Source organism: Halopelagius inordinatus (assembly GCF_900113245.1).
Taxonomy (GTDB): domain Archaea; phylum Halobacteriota; class Halobacteria; order Halobacteriales; family Haloferacaceae; genus Halopelagius; species Halopelagius inordinatus.
In genome coordinates this window covers 1,002,407-1,016,720 of sequence record NZ_FOOQ01000001.1, presented here as the reverse complement: position 1 = coordinate 1,016,720, position 14,314 = coordinate 1,002,407, and the positions used below count along the sequence as shown (strand labels likewise).

Below are 14,314 nucleotides of genomic sequence, written 5' to 3'. Positions count from 1 at the left end.
AACGCCCGAGCGCCGAACCGAACCGGTTCGTCCGCGGACGTCTACGTTCGGTGAGGCGACCCTCCGGTCACCTCACTGGTAGTCGACTTCGCCCTCTCCCTCGCCGATCCACGCGTCGCGGTCGGGATTCCGGGAGTTGAGTGGGTCGATGTCTTTGTACCACGGCACGTTCTTCAACTGCTCTTTGTTGTACACGAAGTCGTCTTTCGTGTCGGCTGTGAACTCGAAGTTCTGCGTGAGCAGTATCGCGTCGACGGGACAGACCTCCTCGCACAGGCGGCAGTAGATGCACTGCCCGATGTGGAGGTTGTACTGTTCGCCGTTTCGCTGTTCGTCTTGAACGATCTGAATCGTGTCGTTCGGACAGACGTTCTCGCACTGGCGGCACCAGATACAGCGCTCTTGGCTGAACTTGTGCACGCCGCGGAATCGCGGACTCACCTCGGGGGCGACGTCCGGATACTCGACCGTGAACGTTTGTCCGTCCAATGCGTGCTTCATCGTCGTTGCCATGCCTTTCAGAATTCCGATCATGCGAGCACCCCCACGATGATGGCCGTGAGAACCAGGTTAGCGAAGGCGAGTACGAGCATCCCCTTCCAGCCGATTTCCATGAGTTGGTCGATTCGGAGGCGCGGAATCGCCGACCGCGCCCACTGCGTGAACAGGAAGAACGCCCATATCTTGATGATGAACCAGACGATGCCCGGCAGGACCGGTCCCGCGGGACCGCCGAGGAACAGCAAGGCGACGAGTGCGCCGCCGAGGAAGATGTGGATGAACTCCCCGAGGTAGAACAGCACGAAGTAGACCGAGGAGTACTCGGTCTGGTATCCGGCGACAATCTCCGTCGGTGCCTCCGGGATGTCGAACGGGTTCCGCCCGATTTCCGCGAGGTTCGCGAGCATGAACAGCGCAAAGGCGAACGGGTTGACGAACGCGAACCACTGCGGAATCGTCACGCCCGCGACGGTCAAAAGCGGCTCCGTCTGGACGGCGACGATTTCGCTCGTCCGGAGCGTGCCGGTGAAGATGACCACGGACGCCGCCGTGACGATGAGCGGAATCTCGTACGCGATGTTCTGTGCGACGGCGCGGAGACCGCCGAGAAGCGAGTACTTGTTGTTCGACGCGTAGCCACCCATCACGAGACCGAGCGACGCGATAGAGGACGCCGCGAAGGCGAACACCAGCCCCGTCTCCGGGTCGGCCAGTTGGATGCCGTTGCCCATCGGGATGACGGCGAAGCCCAAGAGCGCCGAGAACGGAACGATTATCGGTGCCATGTCCCACGCCGGGCGGTCGACGCCCTCGGGGACGATGAGCTCTTTCGAGAGCAATCGGACGGCGTCGGCCACGATGATGAGGAGGCCGAACGGACCGATGCGGTCGACCGCGATGCGGTCGGTGAAGGCGGCGGTTATCTTCCGCTTCGCCCACGGGCCGGCGACGGCCGTCATCGCGAGCATGATGTTCGCGATGAGGAACGCCCCGATGAGTCCGCCGACGACGTCGCCGAGCAGACCCGACAGTCCGAGCGCGTTCGCTATCGTCTCGGGGAGGAGAACGGGGCCGTTCCCGCCGCCTCCACCTCCGCCTCCGCTCTGGAGTAGCACCGTCGCCGACATCAGCGGTCCACCTCGCCGAGGATGATGTCGAGGCTACCGAGGCTGGCGACCATGTCCGGGATGTACTCGCCGGTGGACATCTCCGGTAGCGTCTGGAGGTTCGAGAAGCACGGACTGCGAATCTTGAACCGAGCGGGCTTTTCCGTGCCGTCGGAGCGCATGTAGATGCCGAGTTCGCCCTTCGCGCCCTCGACGGCCCGGTATATCTCCTTGTCGTCGTCCGGGCGGAGCGTCCGCGGGACGTTCGCTTGGATGTCGCGCTCTTCTTCGGGCCAGTCTTCGAGCAGGTCGACGCACTGCTCGATTATCTTCGCGGACTCTTCGACTTCGCGCATGCGCACGAGGAGGCGCGAGTAGTTGTCGCCGCCGTCCTCCGTGACGACGTTCCAGTCGAGTTCCTCGTAGTAGCCGTAGGGGTCGTCGCGTCGCAGGTCGTAGTCGACGCCCGACCCGCGGGCGACCGGACCGGTCGCGCCGTAGGACTTTGCGACCTCTTCGGGGAGGACGCCCGTCCCGACGGTGCGCATCTGCAGAATCTCGTTCGAGGAGATCAGGTCGTGGTACTCCTCGAGGGCCGTCGGCAGGTCGTCGAGGAAGTCGCGGATGTTCTCGAAGAACTCGTCGCGGGGTTCCGGAAGGTCCCAGACGACGCCGCCGAGGCGGAAGTAGTTGAACATCATCCGCTGACCGGTGAGGTCCTCTAAGATGTTCTGCACCTTCTCGCGGTCCCGCATGGCGTACATGAAGATGGCGGTGAAGTCGCCGTAGATGTCCAGCGCGAACGTCCCCACCGCGAGCATGTGAGAGGCGATTCGGCAGAGTTCCGCGCTCATCGTTCGGATGACCTGCGCGTACTCCGGCACGTCGATGTCCGCCATATCCTCCGCGACGCGCGCGTACGCCCACTCGTTGAGCAGTCCGGCCGACGCGTAGTCCCAGCGGTCGGGGTACGGCATGATCTGGTGCCGGTAGGTCCCGTTCTGACAGAGCTGCTCCTCGCAGCGGTGGAGGTAGCCGATGTCGGGTTCGACGTCGGCTATCTGCTCGCCGTCCAGAACCGTCTTGACGTGGAGGACGCCGTGGGTCGCCGGGTGGTGCGGCCCGATGTTGAGATACATCGTGTTGCCGTCCTCGCCGCGGTGGTCCTCTTCGAGGGGGTTCGCGTGTTCTTTGAGCGTGACTATCTGCGGGCGGTCTTGGTCGTAGTCCATCGACAGCGGGTGACCCTGCCACGTCTCGGGCAGGAGGATGCGCCGCATGTCGGGATGCCCGTCGTACTGGATACCGACGAGGTCGTACGCCTCTCGTTCGTGCCAGTTCGCGGTGTCGAACACCGGCGAGGCGGTCTGGCTCCGCGGGTCGTCCTTCGAGGCGGGAACGACGACGCTGACCTCTCGCATCCGGTCGTCGTAGCTCGTGAGGTGGTAGATAGACTCGTAGCGGTCCTCGTATTCCTCGGCGGTGAGAGAAGAGAGGTGGTCGAACCCGGCCTCGTCGCGGAGTTTGAACAGGACCTCCTGTACGTCGTCGGGCCGGATGACGAAGCCCGGCGCGTTGACGTGTTCCTCCCGGTCGACGACGAGGTCCCCGAGCAGGTCGGCGATTTCGTCGCCGGTGGTCGGGACCGTCTCGACGGATTCCGCGTCTCGCTTCCGTTCCAGACTCATGGTGAATCAGCCCAGTTGTACCGCATGACGAGTTCGTCTTCGTCTATCTCCTGTGCGAGTTTGTCGACGATTTCGTCGCGCGAGAGGTCGCCGAACTGTTCGAGTTCGTACGGCTTGACCGTCACGGGCGAGGACTCGCCTTTCGCGATGCGCTCTTGGAGTTTGACGACGCCGTAGACGAGTGCTTCGGGGCGCGGCGGGCAGCCCGGAACGTGGATGTCCACCGGAATGACCTCCTCTGCGCCCTTGATGACGTTGTACCCCTCTTGGAACGGACCGCCCGAGATGGTGCACGACCCCATGCCGACGACGAACTTCGGTTCGGGCATCTGGTCGTAGACGCGCTTCATGCGCGGGGCGAACTTCGAGACGATGGTCCCCGGCACGATGATGACGTCCGCCTGTCGCGGCGACGCGCGCGGGACGCCGGACCCGAATCGGTCCAGGTCGTGTTTCACGGCGTAGGTGTGCATCATTTCGATGCTGCAGCAGGCGATACCGAACTGCAGCATGAACATCGAGGACCCGCGGACCCAGTTCATGAACTTGTCGAACTTCGTGAGGATGAACGGCGACGAGCCGAACGCCTCGCGAAGTTTCGAGTTGAACCGGTCGTCCGCACCCGTGAGGCGGGCGTCCTGCGTCTCGGTCTGTACTCTGGTGTCGTCCGTGACGAAAGGTCGGTTGTGTTCGCTACTCATGTTTGTCTCTCTGTCTTTCGACGGTTGGCAAGCGGGCTTTTGACCCACTCGACTGCGCCGTTACGCCACGCCCAGACCAGGCCGACGACGAGGATGCCGATGAAAACGAGCATCGGCAGCAACACCTGCGTCAGACTGGCGCCCTGGGACAGCGCGGACCGGTAGATGAGGGTCCACGGAAATAGGAGAACGGTTTCGATGTCGAAGACGAGAAACAGCAACGCGACCATGTAGTACTGAATATTGAACTGGACGCGAGCCGCACCCGTCGGTATCTCTCCGCTCTCGTAGGTGGCGCTCTTCCCTTGTTCCGGTACGGTCGGACGTAGCAGCGCCGACACCGCCATCATCCCAAGCGGGATGCCGACGCCGACGAGGCCCAACGCACCGATTGCGATCCATTCGCTCATACGGTAGTCTCCCTGACGTTCGTGGGTTAGAAGGCGCCCCCTATAAGCGTTGATTTTGGTTCCTCTCGCGGTTTCGGGGGGCTGACGCGCCCGATGACCCAAAAACAAGAGTAACCGCGTCTCGGGAGATTCTCCGGCCGGCTACTCTCTTGACGCGCGGAACGAATCGACGCCGAAGTCGTGGATATCGCGAGACACCGCTGCGACGCCGGAAACCAGCTCTTCGTGGTAGTCGAGGAGTCGCCGTTCTATCTCCTCGTGGCTTCGAGCGAGTATCTGCGCCGCAGAGAGCGCCGCGTTGAACGACTTGCCCGCGTCGACGGCGACGATGGGCGCGCCCGTCGGCATCCCGATGACGGAGTCGACCGATTTCTCTTGGACCGGCACGCCCACGACCGGAAGCGGATACGCCAGCGACGCGGTCATGTTCGGTAGGTCCGCGGACTTCCCGCCCGCACCGGCGACTATCACGTCGAGACCCCTCTCTGCGGCCGTCTCGCCGTAGGCGTACATGAGTTCGGGCGTCCGGTGCGCGGAGACGACGTACGTCTCGTAGGTAAAGCGCGCGTCGGGCGCGTCGTGGAAGTCGGTCTGTTCTGCAAAGCCCAGACGCGAGAGGGCGTCGTGCGCCCCCGACATCACGTCGAGGTCAGAGTCCGACCCCATGATGATACCCACGTCGGGCGTCATCTCCGGGTCGGCGTCGGCGTCTGCCTCCGCGCGGAGTCGGTCGATGAGGTCCTGTACGTCCACGTCTGCGTCTGTGTTCTCGGTCATGGTCTCGGTCGAATCTCACTCGAAGGTCAGTCCGTCTCGCAGGTCTCGCGCGCGCGAGAGCAGGTCGGTCACGTCGGCGTCGTTCGCTCCGGTGAGGGTGAGATGCCCCATCTTCCGGAGTGGGCGCACGTCGTCTTTGCCGTACCAGTGAAGCGACGCCTCCTCGGCGGAGAGAACCGACTCGACGTTGCCGAGGCGGGCCGCCCGCGTCTCTTCGACGGTGCCGAGGACGTTCGCGGAGACGGTGGGTGACCGGAGGGCGGTCGAACCGAGGGGCCACCCGAGGACGGCGCGGACGTGCTGTTCGAACTGCGAGGTGCGCGCGCCCTCGATGCTCCAGTGGCCGGAGTTGTGCGGGCGCGGGGCTATCTCGTTGACCAGAATCTCGCCGTCTCGCGTCTCGAACAGTTCGATGCCGAAGACGCCGCGACCCGAGAGCATCGAGAGGACGTCGTTCGCCACCTCGTTTGCGCGTTCGCGCACCTCGGCCGTGGTCCGGGCGGGGACGACGGTTTCGCGGAGAATCTCGGCTTCGTGGACGTTCTCTCCGGGCGGGAGCGTCCGCACCTCGCCGTCGCCTTGGACGGCGATGACGGACAGTTCCCGTTCGAAGTCGACGAACGCCTCGGCCATCGCGGGGCCGTCGAGTTCGTCCAGAGCGTCCGCCGCCTCCGACTCGTCGCGGACGGGGACGTTCCCGCGCCCGTCGTAGCCCCCGGTTCGAGCTTTCAGCATGACGCTCCCGAACTCCGAGACGGCGTCTCGAAGGTCCGCCTCGTCGTCCACGGCGCGGAACGGCGGAACGGGGACCCCCGCGTCTTCGAGGGCGCGCTTTTGCACGAGTTTGTCTTCGATGGTTCGGAGCGTCTCCGGCGAGGGATGGACGGTGAGACCGAACTCCTCTGCTACCTCCTCCAGAAGGTCCGAATCGGCGAGTTCTATCTCGAACGTCAGTGCGTCGACCCGCGAGGCGAGTTCGCGAAACGCCTCGGGGTCGTCGAAACCGCCGACGACCTGTTCTCGCGCGACCGGCGCGGCGGGACAGTCAGGAGTGGGGTCTAAGACGACCACGTCGACGCCGAGTGGGGCCGCGGCCTCCGCGAGCATGCGCCCGAGTTGGCCGCCTCCGACGACGCCGAGGGTCGGACCGGGTACGGTGACGGTCACAGTCGCTCGGTTGTGGACAAAACTGCATAAACGTTGCCGAAACGAGCGAGTGAGTATGCACGTTCGTGGCCAAGCAGAGGCCGTCGCTCCGTCAGACCGCGACCGAAGCGCTCGCCGGAGTTCCGCTCGGCCCGTCCGCCGAGCGCAGGCTTTCGGGCGCGTCCGCGTTCGTGTCGGGACCGTTCACGGCGTCGAGAGCCTCCCGGTCGATGAACACCACGACGCCGTCGTTCCAGAGGCGGAACTCGTGTTCGTACGCCTCGTAGCCGTCGAGTTCCGGTTCGACTTCGTCGCGGCTGTAATCTTTCGCGATGACGACGGGCGGGGCGTCGGCCAACGCCTCGGCGGGCGACAGCGACGGCGAACTACTCGTGACGTTCGCGCCGTGGAGTTCGAGATACCACGGAAGCGGCAGTCTGTCGTGCCACGCCGGACCCCCGGGCGGCGGCGTCCGCAGCGACGACTCGTTTTCGACGTAGAACATCTCCTCGTCGCTTCCGGGAGCCGTCGTCCCGTAGAACAACACGTCGGTGCCCTCGTTCGACTGCGCGACGGCACCGACCGTCTCCATCGTCGGCTTCAGGTCGTTCTCGGGTTGCGCCCACTGGAGGACCTGTTTGTCCTCCTCGGACGCGCTGTTGAAGTACGTCGCGTTGGCGGCGACGGCCCCGCCGAGAGACGCGAGGACGACGAGTGCCGCGAGTCCGACGCCGACGGCGTCGTCCGAAGAGAGGGCGTCCCGGCCGGACTCGAAGACGAACGCGAGACCCACCGCCGCCGGGACGGCCAACGGGACGACGGCGTGGACGACGGCCCACGGCGCTTCGATGTCGGTGGCGATGGGGTAGCCGAGAATGGAGACGAACCCCCAGTACGTCGCGAAGGCGACGAACTCGCGGTACCGGCCGCCGCGGAAGCCGTAGCGGTCGATGACGGTGCCGACGAGGGCGAACGCGATGACGCCGGGCGCGCCGTACACCATCGTCTCCAAGAAGTCGTGGAGGAAGGGGAGGTACGCGTGGTCTTGGTGGCCGCCCGACGCCCACGTGTCGGTGAACTTCTCGGCCGCGCCGACCGTTCCGGCCTCGACGACGGTCGGAAGCGTCGAAGGGGTGCCGAGCACCTGCCAGAGGTCCGGGCGCGGGGCGTAAAAGAAGAAGACGACCGCGAGAAACACGAGTAGCGAGGCGGCGAACGTCCCGCCGACGCGGAGGAGACCCCGTCGGGTGGTCCGTCCGTGCCCGCGGAGTCGCGCGGCGAGGGCGCGCGGCCACCGACCGCCGACGACGTCGCGCGTGGACTCCCCGCGGGCCGTCGCGGCGAGCAACCGGTGGTCCAAAAGGAGGAACGCCGCGCCGCCGAAACAGAGCACGTAGATGAGCGCGTTCTCCTTGGTCGTGAAGGCCAGGCCCATCGAGGCGGCCGCCGGGAAGGCGTATCGGAGCCTTCCGGTGTCGAAGCCGCGGACGGCGAATCCGAGCGCGAAAAGCGAGAACGCCGCGACGAGGACGTCGTTGCGCATGAACCGCGAGTAGTAGACCAAAAGCGGGTTCAACGCGAGGACGGCGGCTAGCGCGACCACTTCCGTCCGAGTGAGGCGTTCGCGGAACAGCCACGCCGCGAGGGGGAGCAACCCGCCGACGACTGCGACCGGAAGTCGGACGGCGAAATCGGAGGGCGGGACGACGGCGAAGAGCCAGTCGTTGACGACGGGGAGAAACGGGCCGTGGACGATAGGGCGGTAGACGTGGTAGCCGCTGTCGTGATAGCGCAGTATCCAGTAGCCGACGCGCCCCTCGTCCCAGTGCATGATGCGGCCGCCGAGAGCGACGAGTCGGAGGGCGAGTGCGGCGGCGGTGATGGCGAGGACGCCGAGGAGGACGCGAGAGTGATCGTAGCGGTGGCGACGCTCCGCTCCCGCCTTCGCCTCCGTCGGGGTCGAAGCGGACTCTTCGACCGTCGCAGACGAAGACGCGGGTGCGGACGGAGACGACGCCTCGTCCGAACTCATGGACTTTCATCTCCACTCCGAGATTACAACTCTTGTGTTTACTCGTGGGCGCTGCGACCGGTTCGTAGCCGCCGATGTAGTCGTAAACCGAGATATTCAGGAAACCTCACTGCCATCTTGATTAGTCCGCATGACAATTGTTAACGTGCCATGCAAGCGGCACGGTACCACGGACAACAGGACGTACGGGTCGAATCGATAGACGAAGACGAAGTCGGTCCGCGGGGCGTCCTCTTGGACGTGGACTCCTGCGGAATCTGCGGGACGGACCTTCACGAGTACACCGCGGGTCCGATATTCGTGCCGGACGACGAACCCCATCCGGTGACTCGCGAGCGGATGCCGATAACGATGGGTCACGAGTTCAGCGGAACCGTCGCGGAGGTTGGCCCGGAGGTCGAATCGGTCGCAGTCGGCGACGAGGTGGCGGTCAACCCGACGATATGGTGCGGCGACTGTCGGCAGTGCGAACGCGGCCGCTACCACCTCTGCGTCAACGGCGGGTTCGTCGGCCTCTCGGGCGGCGGCGGCGGATTCTCGGAGCGCGTCGTCGTAGACGAAAATCAGGCCGTTCGACTCGGCGACATCTCGCTCGAAGAGGGCGCGGTAGTCGAACCGCTGGCGGTCGGTCTCCACGCGGTTCGGCGGTCCGGCCTCCGCGCGGGCGACACCGTCACCGTCGTCGGGAGCGGTCCCATCGGACTCTCGGTCATCCAAGCGGCCCGCGCGGCGGGGGCGGGGAAGATTCTCGTCTCCGAACCGCGGCAGTCGCGGCGGGCGCGCGCCGCCGACTGCGGGGCGGACGTTCTCGTGAACCCGATGGAACGCGACTTCATCGACGCCGTGGCCGACGAAACTGACGGCGCGATGGCGGACTGCTCTTTCGAGGTTGCGGGCCTCGAAGCGACGCTCTCGGCCGCGTTGCAGTCGCTCTCGGTGCAGGGAAACTGCACCATCGTGAGCATCTGGGAGGGGGCGGTGCCGGTGAACCCGAACGACGTGGTGATGAGCGAGCGAACCGTCACGGGAACGCTCGCCTACCAGAGCGGTCCGCGCTCCGACGAGGACTTCGGCGCGGTCATCGAGATGCTCTCGCGCGGGGAGATGTCGGTCGAACCCCTCGTCACGGACCGAATCGGTCTCGACGACATCGACTCTGGGTTCCGGTCGCTGTTAGACGACGAGAGCGACCAAGTGAAGATACTCGTCAAACCGTAGCCGCGCGACTGCCCCGTCCCGGAGGCGCGTCTCCGGCCCCTTTACGCTCGGCCGCGCGTTCTGCTCGCGGGCCACTACGTTCCCCGCTCGTTTTCTGTTGCCTCGCTTCGCTCGGCGACGCTTTCTACCCGCTTCGGTAGTTCTTTTATCGCCGGAGGGAACCGAACGCGTATGGTCGCACTCGGACTGGTGGTGGCCCAGTTCAACTCCTCGGTCACCGAACAGATGGAACAGGCCGCGCGGGACGCGGCCGCGGAACGAGACGCCGACGTCGTGGACGTGCTCTACGTTCCCGGCGCGTACGACTCGCCGTTGGCCGCGGACAGACTCGCCCGGAGACAGGACGTCGAAGCCGTCGCCGTCGTCGGCGCTATCGTCACCGGCGACACGGACCACGATAGGGTCATCGCCGACGCGGCGGCGCAGGGACTCACGGACGTCAGCGTAGACCGCGACGTACCCGTCACGTTCGGCGTCTCCGGCCCCGGACAGAGCGGCGCCGAAGCCAGAGAACGCGTCGGGAAAGGTGCGGAAGCGGTAAACGCCGCGGTCGATATGGTGGAGGTGTTAGCATGAGCGACTTCGACTTCGCCGACCGCGTAGAACGTGTCGAACCGAGCGCGACGCTCGCGATAAGCAACCTCGCGAGCGAACTGGAAGCCGACGGTATCGACGTCGTCGACCTCTCGGTCGGCGAACCCGACTTCCCCACCCCGCAGAACGTCGTCGAGGCCGGTCAGGACGCGATGGCGTCCGGACACACCGGCTACACCTCCTCGAACGGCGTCCCCGAACTCCGCGAGGCCATCGCCGAGAAACTCCGCGGCGACGGCATCGACTGCACGTCGGACAACGTCATCGTCACGCCGGGCGGCAAGCAGGCCCTCTTCGAGACGTTCCAGTCGCTCATCGACGACGGCGACGAAGTCGCTCTCTTGGACCCCGCGTGGGTGTCCTACGAGGCGATGGTCAAGCTCTCGGGAGGCTCTCTGAACCGCGTGGACCTCGCGCCCTACGACTTCCAACTCGAACCCGCCTTAGACGACCTGAGCGAGGCCGTCTCCGACGACACCGAACTGCTCGTCGTCAACTCCCCGTCGAACCCGACGGGTGCGGTCTACTCGGACGAGGCACTCGAAGGCGTCCGTGACCTCGCCGTCGAACACGACATCAAAGTCATCTCCGACGAGATATACGAGCAGATAACGTACGGCGTCGAACAGACGAGTCTCGCGTCGCTCGACGGGATGGGAGACCGCACGATAACGATAAACGGCTTCTCGAAGGCGTACTCGATGACCGGATGGCGTCTCGGCTACCTCTGTGCGCCCGAGGAACTCGTCTCCCAAGCCGCGAAACTCCACTCGCACTCGGTCTCCTGTGCGGTCAACTTCGTCCAGCGCGCGGGTATCGAGGCCATCACCGACACCGACGACGCCGTCACCGAGATGCGCGACGCCTTCCGCGAACGCCGCGACATGCTCGTCGACCTCTTCGCCGAACACGACGTGGACGTGCCCGTCGGCGACGGCGCGTTCTACATGATGATTCCCGTCGACGAGGACGACCAAGCCTGGTGCGAGGGCGCGATAGAGGACGCCCACGTCGCCACCGTCCCCGGAAGCGCGTTCGGGTCGCCCGGCTACGCCCGCATCTCCTACGCGGCCAGCGAGGAACGCCTCCGCGAGGCGGTGGACCGACTCGCGACGCACGGCTACATCTAACTCGACGACGTCGGGGGTCTTTCGGCTCTCTTCTCGTCTCCGACCCCCTGAATTATGCCGCGTGCCATCGATTAGCGCGGTACGATGCGCGCAGCAGTGTTCACCGACCACGGAGAACCGCTCGAAATCAGAGACGTCGCGGAACCGCGCCCCGACCCGACGGGGGTGGTGGTAGAGACCGACGTCTGCGGCATCTGCCGGAGCGACTGGCACGCGTGGCAGGGCGACCCGGTCTGGAAGTCGCGGGGGTTACCGGAGGGGCACGTTCTCGGTCACGAACCCGCGGGCGTCGTCGTGGACGTCGGCGAGGAGGTCGAACACGTCCGCGAGGGCGACCGGGTCACCGTCCCGTTCAACCTCGCCGACGGGACCTGCCCCTCCTGTCGAAACGCCCACTCGAACACCTGCGACAACCGGATTCCGCTCGGACTCGCCCCCGAATCGAAGGGCGCGTTCGCCGAGCAGTTTCACGTCCCGTGGGCCGACTTCAACGTCGTTCCCCTCCCCGACGGCGTCTCGCAGGTAGAGATGGCGGGCATGGGCTGTCGGTTCATGACCTCCTTTCACGGACTCGTCCATCGGGCCGACGTCACCGCGGGCGACTGGGTCGCGGTCCACGGATGCGGCGGCGTCGGACTCTCAGCGGTCCACGTCGCCGACGCCCTCGGCGCGAACGTCGTCGCCGTCGACCTGTTCGACGAGAAACTGGCGTTCGCCGAGGAGCTAGGTGCCGTCGAGACCGTGAACGCGGAGGCGGTCGCGGACGTTCCCGACGAGGTGGCCGCGATAACGAACGGCGGCGCGGACGTCTCCGTGGACGCACTCGGCATCGCGGAGACCTGCCGGAACTCGGTGCGCTGTCTCCGAAACCACGGTCAACACGTCCAGATCGGTCTCACGTCGAGCGACGAGGGCGGCGAGGTGCCGCTTCCGACAGACAGGATGGTTCTCGGCGAGATAGACTTCCTCGGCGCGGTCGGGATGCCGCGCCCCCGCTACGACGAAATCTTCCGGATGATAGAACACGGGAAACTCGACCCGGCGGCGGTGGTCTCAGAGCGGGTCTCTCTCGAAGAGGTCCCGGAGACGCTCGACTCGATGACGGACTTCGGGACGACCGGCATCCCCGTGGTCGAGTTCTGACGGCGAACGGGGGAGCGCGGGACCGCAGAGCGTCACTTCCGTAACGCCTCGACGGGCGTCTCGTTTGCGGCCTTCCACGCGGGGTACAGACCGCTGAGAACGCTCGTCACGAGGGCGAACACCACCGCGAGGACGATGTACAGCAGGTTCGTCGGGTCGAACGTCAACAGGGGGTTAGAGAGGACGACCTGATTCAACACGAGTCCGGCCCCGACGGCGAGAATCGCCCCGAGGACGCCGCCGACGCCCCCGAGCAGAGCCGCCTCGGCGAGAATCATGCGGACCACGTCGAGTTTCTGGACGCCGACGGCCCGGAGGACGCCGATTTCCTGTCTCCGTTCGACGGTGCTCATGAGCATGACGTTGAGGATGCTGACCCCCGCGACGACGAGGGAGATAGAGCCGATACCGATGAGGAAGGCGTTGAGGATGCCGAAGAACTGGCCGATTCCCTCGGTGATGCTCTGTAACTCGAACACCGAAACCTTCTCTTCGCGTTCGTTCAGCGTCTCGCGGACGGCCACCGCCGTCTGGTTCGCGGCGGCCCCCGACGGCGACTTGACGACGACCTGCGAGTAGCCCGACCCCTCGAAGTCCTCGGCGGGGACGATAATCGCGTTGTTCGGGCTCAAAAGCGAGATGCCGCCCTGCTCTTCGAGGACGGCCGTGACGCGGTACGTCCGGTCGTCGACGGTGATGCTGTTCCCGGCTTCGAGGTCGAACCGCTCTGCGAGCGACGACCCGACGAGCGCGCCCTGTCTGAGACGGTCGGGGACGCGCCCGTCCGACGCCGCGTAGAGCGACCCCGGGTTCGATATGCCGTACGTCGTCACTATCGACTGTTCGCGCCCGCGAGAGACCGTACTGCTCCGCTGTCGGACAGGGACCACCGCCGCGTCGTCGTCGGCGACGCGGCGTATCTCGGTCACGTCGCGGTCGGTGAGTTCGTCGAACCCCTCTTGGGTGTTCGGCGAGATGGAAATCTCGTTGCCGATGTCGCCGAGTTCCTGTGTCGCCCCCGCGCGAAGCGTCGTGCCGAACATGCCGAGCGAAGCGATGGCGAGGACGCCGATGATGATACCCAACGCCGCGAGCCCCGACCGGAGCCGGTTTCGAGAGAGGTTGCGCCGAGCCATCAACAGCGCGGGGAACCGACGGTAGAGTTCGTCTATCCGGCTCATGTCGTGAACTCCTCCGTCGCCTCCTCGGTGAGGCGTCCGTCCACCAAGTTCACCACCCGGTCGGCGTACTGCCGGAGTTGGTCGTCGTGCGTGACGGCGATGACGGCCACGTCCGCTTCGACTTTGAGTTCGGTGAACAGTTCGAGCACGTCGCGCCCGGTGTCGCGGTCTAAGTTCCCCGTCGGTTCGTCCGCAAGCAGGATGCGCGGTTCGTTGATGAGAGCGCGCGCGACGGCGACGCGTTGCTTTTGGCCGCCCGAGAGCTGGTCGGGCCGGTGGTGGAGTCGTTCGCCGAGGCCGACCCGTTCGAGCAGCTCCGACGCCCGCTGTCTGGCCGTCGGGTCGTTTCCGAACAGGGTGGGCACTTCGACGTTCTCGACGGCCGAAAGCGTCGGAATCAGATGGAAGTTCTGGAAGATGAAGCCGATAGAGCGCTTCCGTTCGCGCGTCATCTCCTCGTCCGAGAGGTCGGTCACGTCTCGCCCGTCGAGGCTGACGACGCCCTCGGTGGGCACGTCGAGCAGGCCCAAGACGTTGAGCATCGTGGACTTCCCGCTCCCGGACGGTCCCATCACGGCGACGAACTCGCCGGGTTCGGCCGCGAAATCGACCGCTTTCAGCGCTTCGACGGTTTCGGTCCCGCTCTCGTAGCGCTTCCAGACGTCTTCGAGTTCGATTATCGGCATC

Annotated in this window: 14 protein-coding genes; 4 read left to right on the top strand and 10 right to left on the bottom strand. The window is 65.6% G+C overall.

Annotation, left to right across the window (positions count from 1 at the left end):
* Positions 1 to 72: 72 nt before the first annotated feature.
* The 8 genes from BM167_RS05285 to BM167_RS05250 form a co-directional block, all read right to left on the bottom strand.
* On the bottom strand, positions 73 to 534 hold the full coding sequence (locus tag BM167_RS05285; RefSeq protein WP_092889775.1) for a NuoI/complex I 23 kDa subunit family protein: 462 nt from the start codon (positions 532 to 534) through the stop codon (positions 73 to 75).
* The gene (locus BM167_RS05280; RefSeq protein ID WP_092889772.1) at positions 531 to 1,628 is read right to left on the bottom strand and encodes a complex I subunit 1/NuoH family protein; all 1,098 of its coding nucleotides are present in this window, start codon (positions 1,626 to 1,628) and stop codon (positions 531 to 533) included. The genes BM167_RS05285 and BM167_RS05280 overlap by 4 nt, the downstream gene beginning before the upstream one ends.
* Positions 1,628 to 3,295 carry an NADH-quinone oxidoreductase subunit D gene (locus BM167_RS05275; RefSeq protein ID WP_092889769.1) on the bottom strand — a complete coding sequence of 556 codons (1,668 nt, stop codon included), beginning with the start codon at positions 3,293 to 3,295 and terminating at the stop codon, positions 1,628 to 1,630. The genes BM167_RS05280 and BM167_RS05275 overlap by 1 nt, the downstream gene beginning before the upstream one ends.
* Positions 3,292 to 3,996: an NADH-quinone oxidoreductase subunit B gene (locus tag BM167_RS05270; protein WP_092889766.1), complete on the bottom strand. Its 705-nt coding sequence runs from the start codon at positions 3,994 to 3,996 to the stop codon at positions 3,292 to 3,294. Before BM167_RS05270 ends, BM167_RS05275 begins: the two co-directional genes overlap by 4 nt.
* The gene (locus BM167_RS05265) at positions 3,993 to 4,406 is read right to left on the bottom strand and encodes an NADH-quinone oxidoreductase subunit A (RefSeq protein ID WP_092889763.1); all 414 of its coding nucleotides are present in this window, start codon (positions 4,404 to 4,406) and stop codon (positions 3,993 to 3,995) included. Before BM167_RS05265 ends, BM167_RS05270 begins: the two co-directional genes overlap by 4 nt.
* A 141-nt stretch (positions 4,407 to 4,547) precedes the next feature.
* A complete protein-coding gene (gene purE, locus BM167_RS05260) occupies positions 4,548 to 5,183 on the bottom strand; it encodes a 5-(carboxyamino)imidazole ribonucleotide mutase (RefSeq protein WP_092889760.1) in 636 nt (211 codons plus the stop codon).
* A gap of 15 nt (positions 5,184 to 5,198) precedes the next feature.
* Positions 5,199 to 6,350 carry a 5-(carboxyamino)imidazole ribonucleotide synthase gene (locus BM167_RS05255; protein WP_092889757.1) on the bottom strand — a complete coding sequence of 384 codons (1,152 nt, stop codon included), beginning with the start codon at positions 6,348 to 6,350 and terminating at the stop codon, positions 5,199 to 5,201.
* Positions 6,351 to 6,441: 91 nt separating this feature from the next.
* The gene (locus tag BM167_RS05250; protein ID WP_092889754.1) at positions 6,442 to 8,361 is read right to left on the bottom strand and encodes a flippase activity-associated protein Agl23; all 1,920 of its coding nucleotides are present in this window, start codon (positions 8,359 to 8,361) and stop codon (positions 6,442 to 6,444) included.
* 150 nt (positions 8,362 to 8,511) lie between these two features.
* Here BM167_RS05250 and BM167_RS05245 point away from each other — a divergent pair, with 150 nt between their 5' ends.
* The 4 genes from BM167_RS05245 (at position 8,512) to BM167_RS05230 (ending at position 12,446) form a co-directional block, all read left to right on the top strand.
* Positions 8,512 to 9,579, top strand: coding sequence for a 2,3-butanediol dehydrogenase (locus tag BM167_RS05245; protein ID WP_092889751.1), 1,068 nt, complete (start codon positions 8,512 to 8,514; stop codon positions 9,577 to 9,579).
* A gap of 171 nt (positions 9,580 to 9,750) precedes the next feature.
* Positions 9,751 to 10,155 carry a 6,7-dimethyl-8-ribityllumazine synthase gene (ribH, locus tag BM167_RS05240; RefSeq protein ID WP_092889748.1) on the top strand — a complete coding sequence of 135 codons (405 nt, stop codon included), beginning with the start codon at positions 9,751 to 9,753 and terminating at the stop codon, positions 10,153 to 10,155.
* The gene (locus tag BM167_RS05235) at positions 10,152 to 11,303 is read left to right on the top strand and encodes a pyridoxal phosphate-dependent aminotransferase (RefSeq protein ID WP_092889745.1); all 1,152 of its coding nucleotides are present in this window, start codon (positions 10,152 to 10,154) and stop codon (positions 11,301 to 11,303) included. The genes ribH and BM167_RS05235 overlap by 4 nt, the downstream gene beginning before the upstream one ends.
* Before the next feature lie 84 nt (positions 11,304 to 11,387).
* Entirely contained in the window at positions 11,388 to 12,446 is a 1,059-nt protein-coding gene (locus BM167_RS05230) for a zinc-dependent alcohol dehydrogenase family protein (RefSeq protein WP_092889742.1), read from the top strand.
* Positions 12,447 to 12,478: 32 nt separating this feature from the next.
* Here BM167_RS05230 and BM167_RS05225 read toward each other — a convergent pair whose 3' ends face one another.
* Both BM167_RS05225 and BM167_RS05220 read right to left on the bottom strand, forming a co-directional pair.
* Positions 12,479 to 13,627 carry an ABC transporter permease gene (locus tag BM167_RS05225; RefSeq protein ID WP_092889739.1) on the bottom strand — a complete coding sequence of 383 codons (1,149 nt, stop codon included), beginning with the start codon at positions 13,625 to 13,627 and terminating at the stop codon, positions 12,479 to 12,481.
* Entirely contained in the window at positions 13,624 to 14,313 is a 690-nt protein-coding gene (locus tag BM167_RS05220) for an ABC transporter ATP-binding protein (protein ID WP_092889736.1), read from the bottom strand. Before BM167_RS05220 ends, BM167_RS05225 begins: the two co-directional genes overlap by 4 nt.
* Position 14,314: the final 1 nt, after the last annotated feature.

Bases quoted from the DNA above. Each gene is read 5' to 3' on its own strand.
- BM167_RS05285 (WP_092889775.1), bottom strand. From the start codon at position 534: ATGATCGGAATTCTGAAAGGCATGGCAACGACGATGAAGCACGCATTG.
- BM167_RS05230 (WP_092889742.1), top strand. From the start codon at position 11,388: ATGCGCGCAGCAGTGTTCACCGACCACGGAGAACCGCTCGAAATCAGA.
- BM167_RS05270 (WP_092889766.1), bottom strand. From the start codon at position 3,996: ATGAGTAGCGAACACAACCGACCTTTCGTCACGGACGACACCAGAGTA.
- BM167_RS05280 (WP_092889772.1), bottom strand. From the start codon at position 1,628: ATGTCGGCGACGGTGCTACTCCAGAGCGGAGGCGGAGGTGGAGGCGGC.
- BM167_RS05245 (WP_092889751.1), top strand. From the start codon at position 8,512: ATGCAAGCGGCACGGTACCACGGACAACAGGACGTACGGGTCGAATCG.
- BM167_RS05250 (WP_092889754.1), bottom strand. From the start codon at position 8,361: ATGAGTTCGGACGAGGCGTCGTCTCCGTCCGCACCCGCGTCTTCGTCT.
- ribH (WP_092889748.1), top strand. From the start codon at position 9,751: ATGGTCGCACTCGGACTGGTGGTGGCCCAGTTCAACTCCTCGGTCACC.
- BM167_RS05235 (WP_092889745.1), top strand. From the start codon at position 10,152: ATGAGCGACTTCGACTTCGCCGACCGCGTAGAACGTGTCGAACCGAGC.
- BM167_RS05275 (WP_092889769.1), bottom strand. From the start codon at position 3,295: ATGAGTCTGGAACGGAAGCGAGACGCGGAATCCGTCGAGACGGTCCCG.
- BM167_RS05220 (WP_092889736.1), bottom strand. From the start codon at position 14,313: ATGCCGATAATCGAACTCGAAGACGTCTGGAAGCGCTACGAGAGCGGG.
- BM167_RS05225 (WP_092889739.1), bottom strand. From the start codon at position 13,627: ATGAGCCGGATAGACGAACTCTACCGTCGGTTCCCCGCGCTGTTGATG.
- BM167_RS05265 (WP_092889763.1), bottom strand. From the start codon at position 4,406: ATGAGCGAATGGATCGCAATCGGTGCGTTGGGCCTCGTCGGCGTCGGC.
- purE (WP_092889760.1), bottom strand. From the start codon at position 5,183: ATGACCGAGAACACAGACGCAGACGTGGACGTACAGGACCTCATCGAC.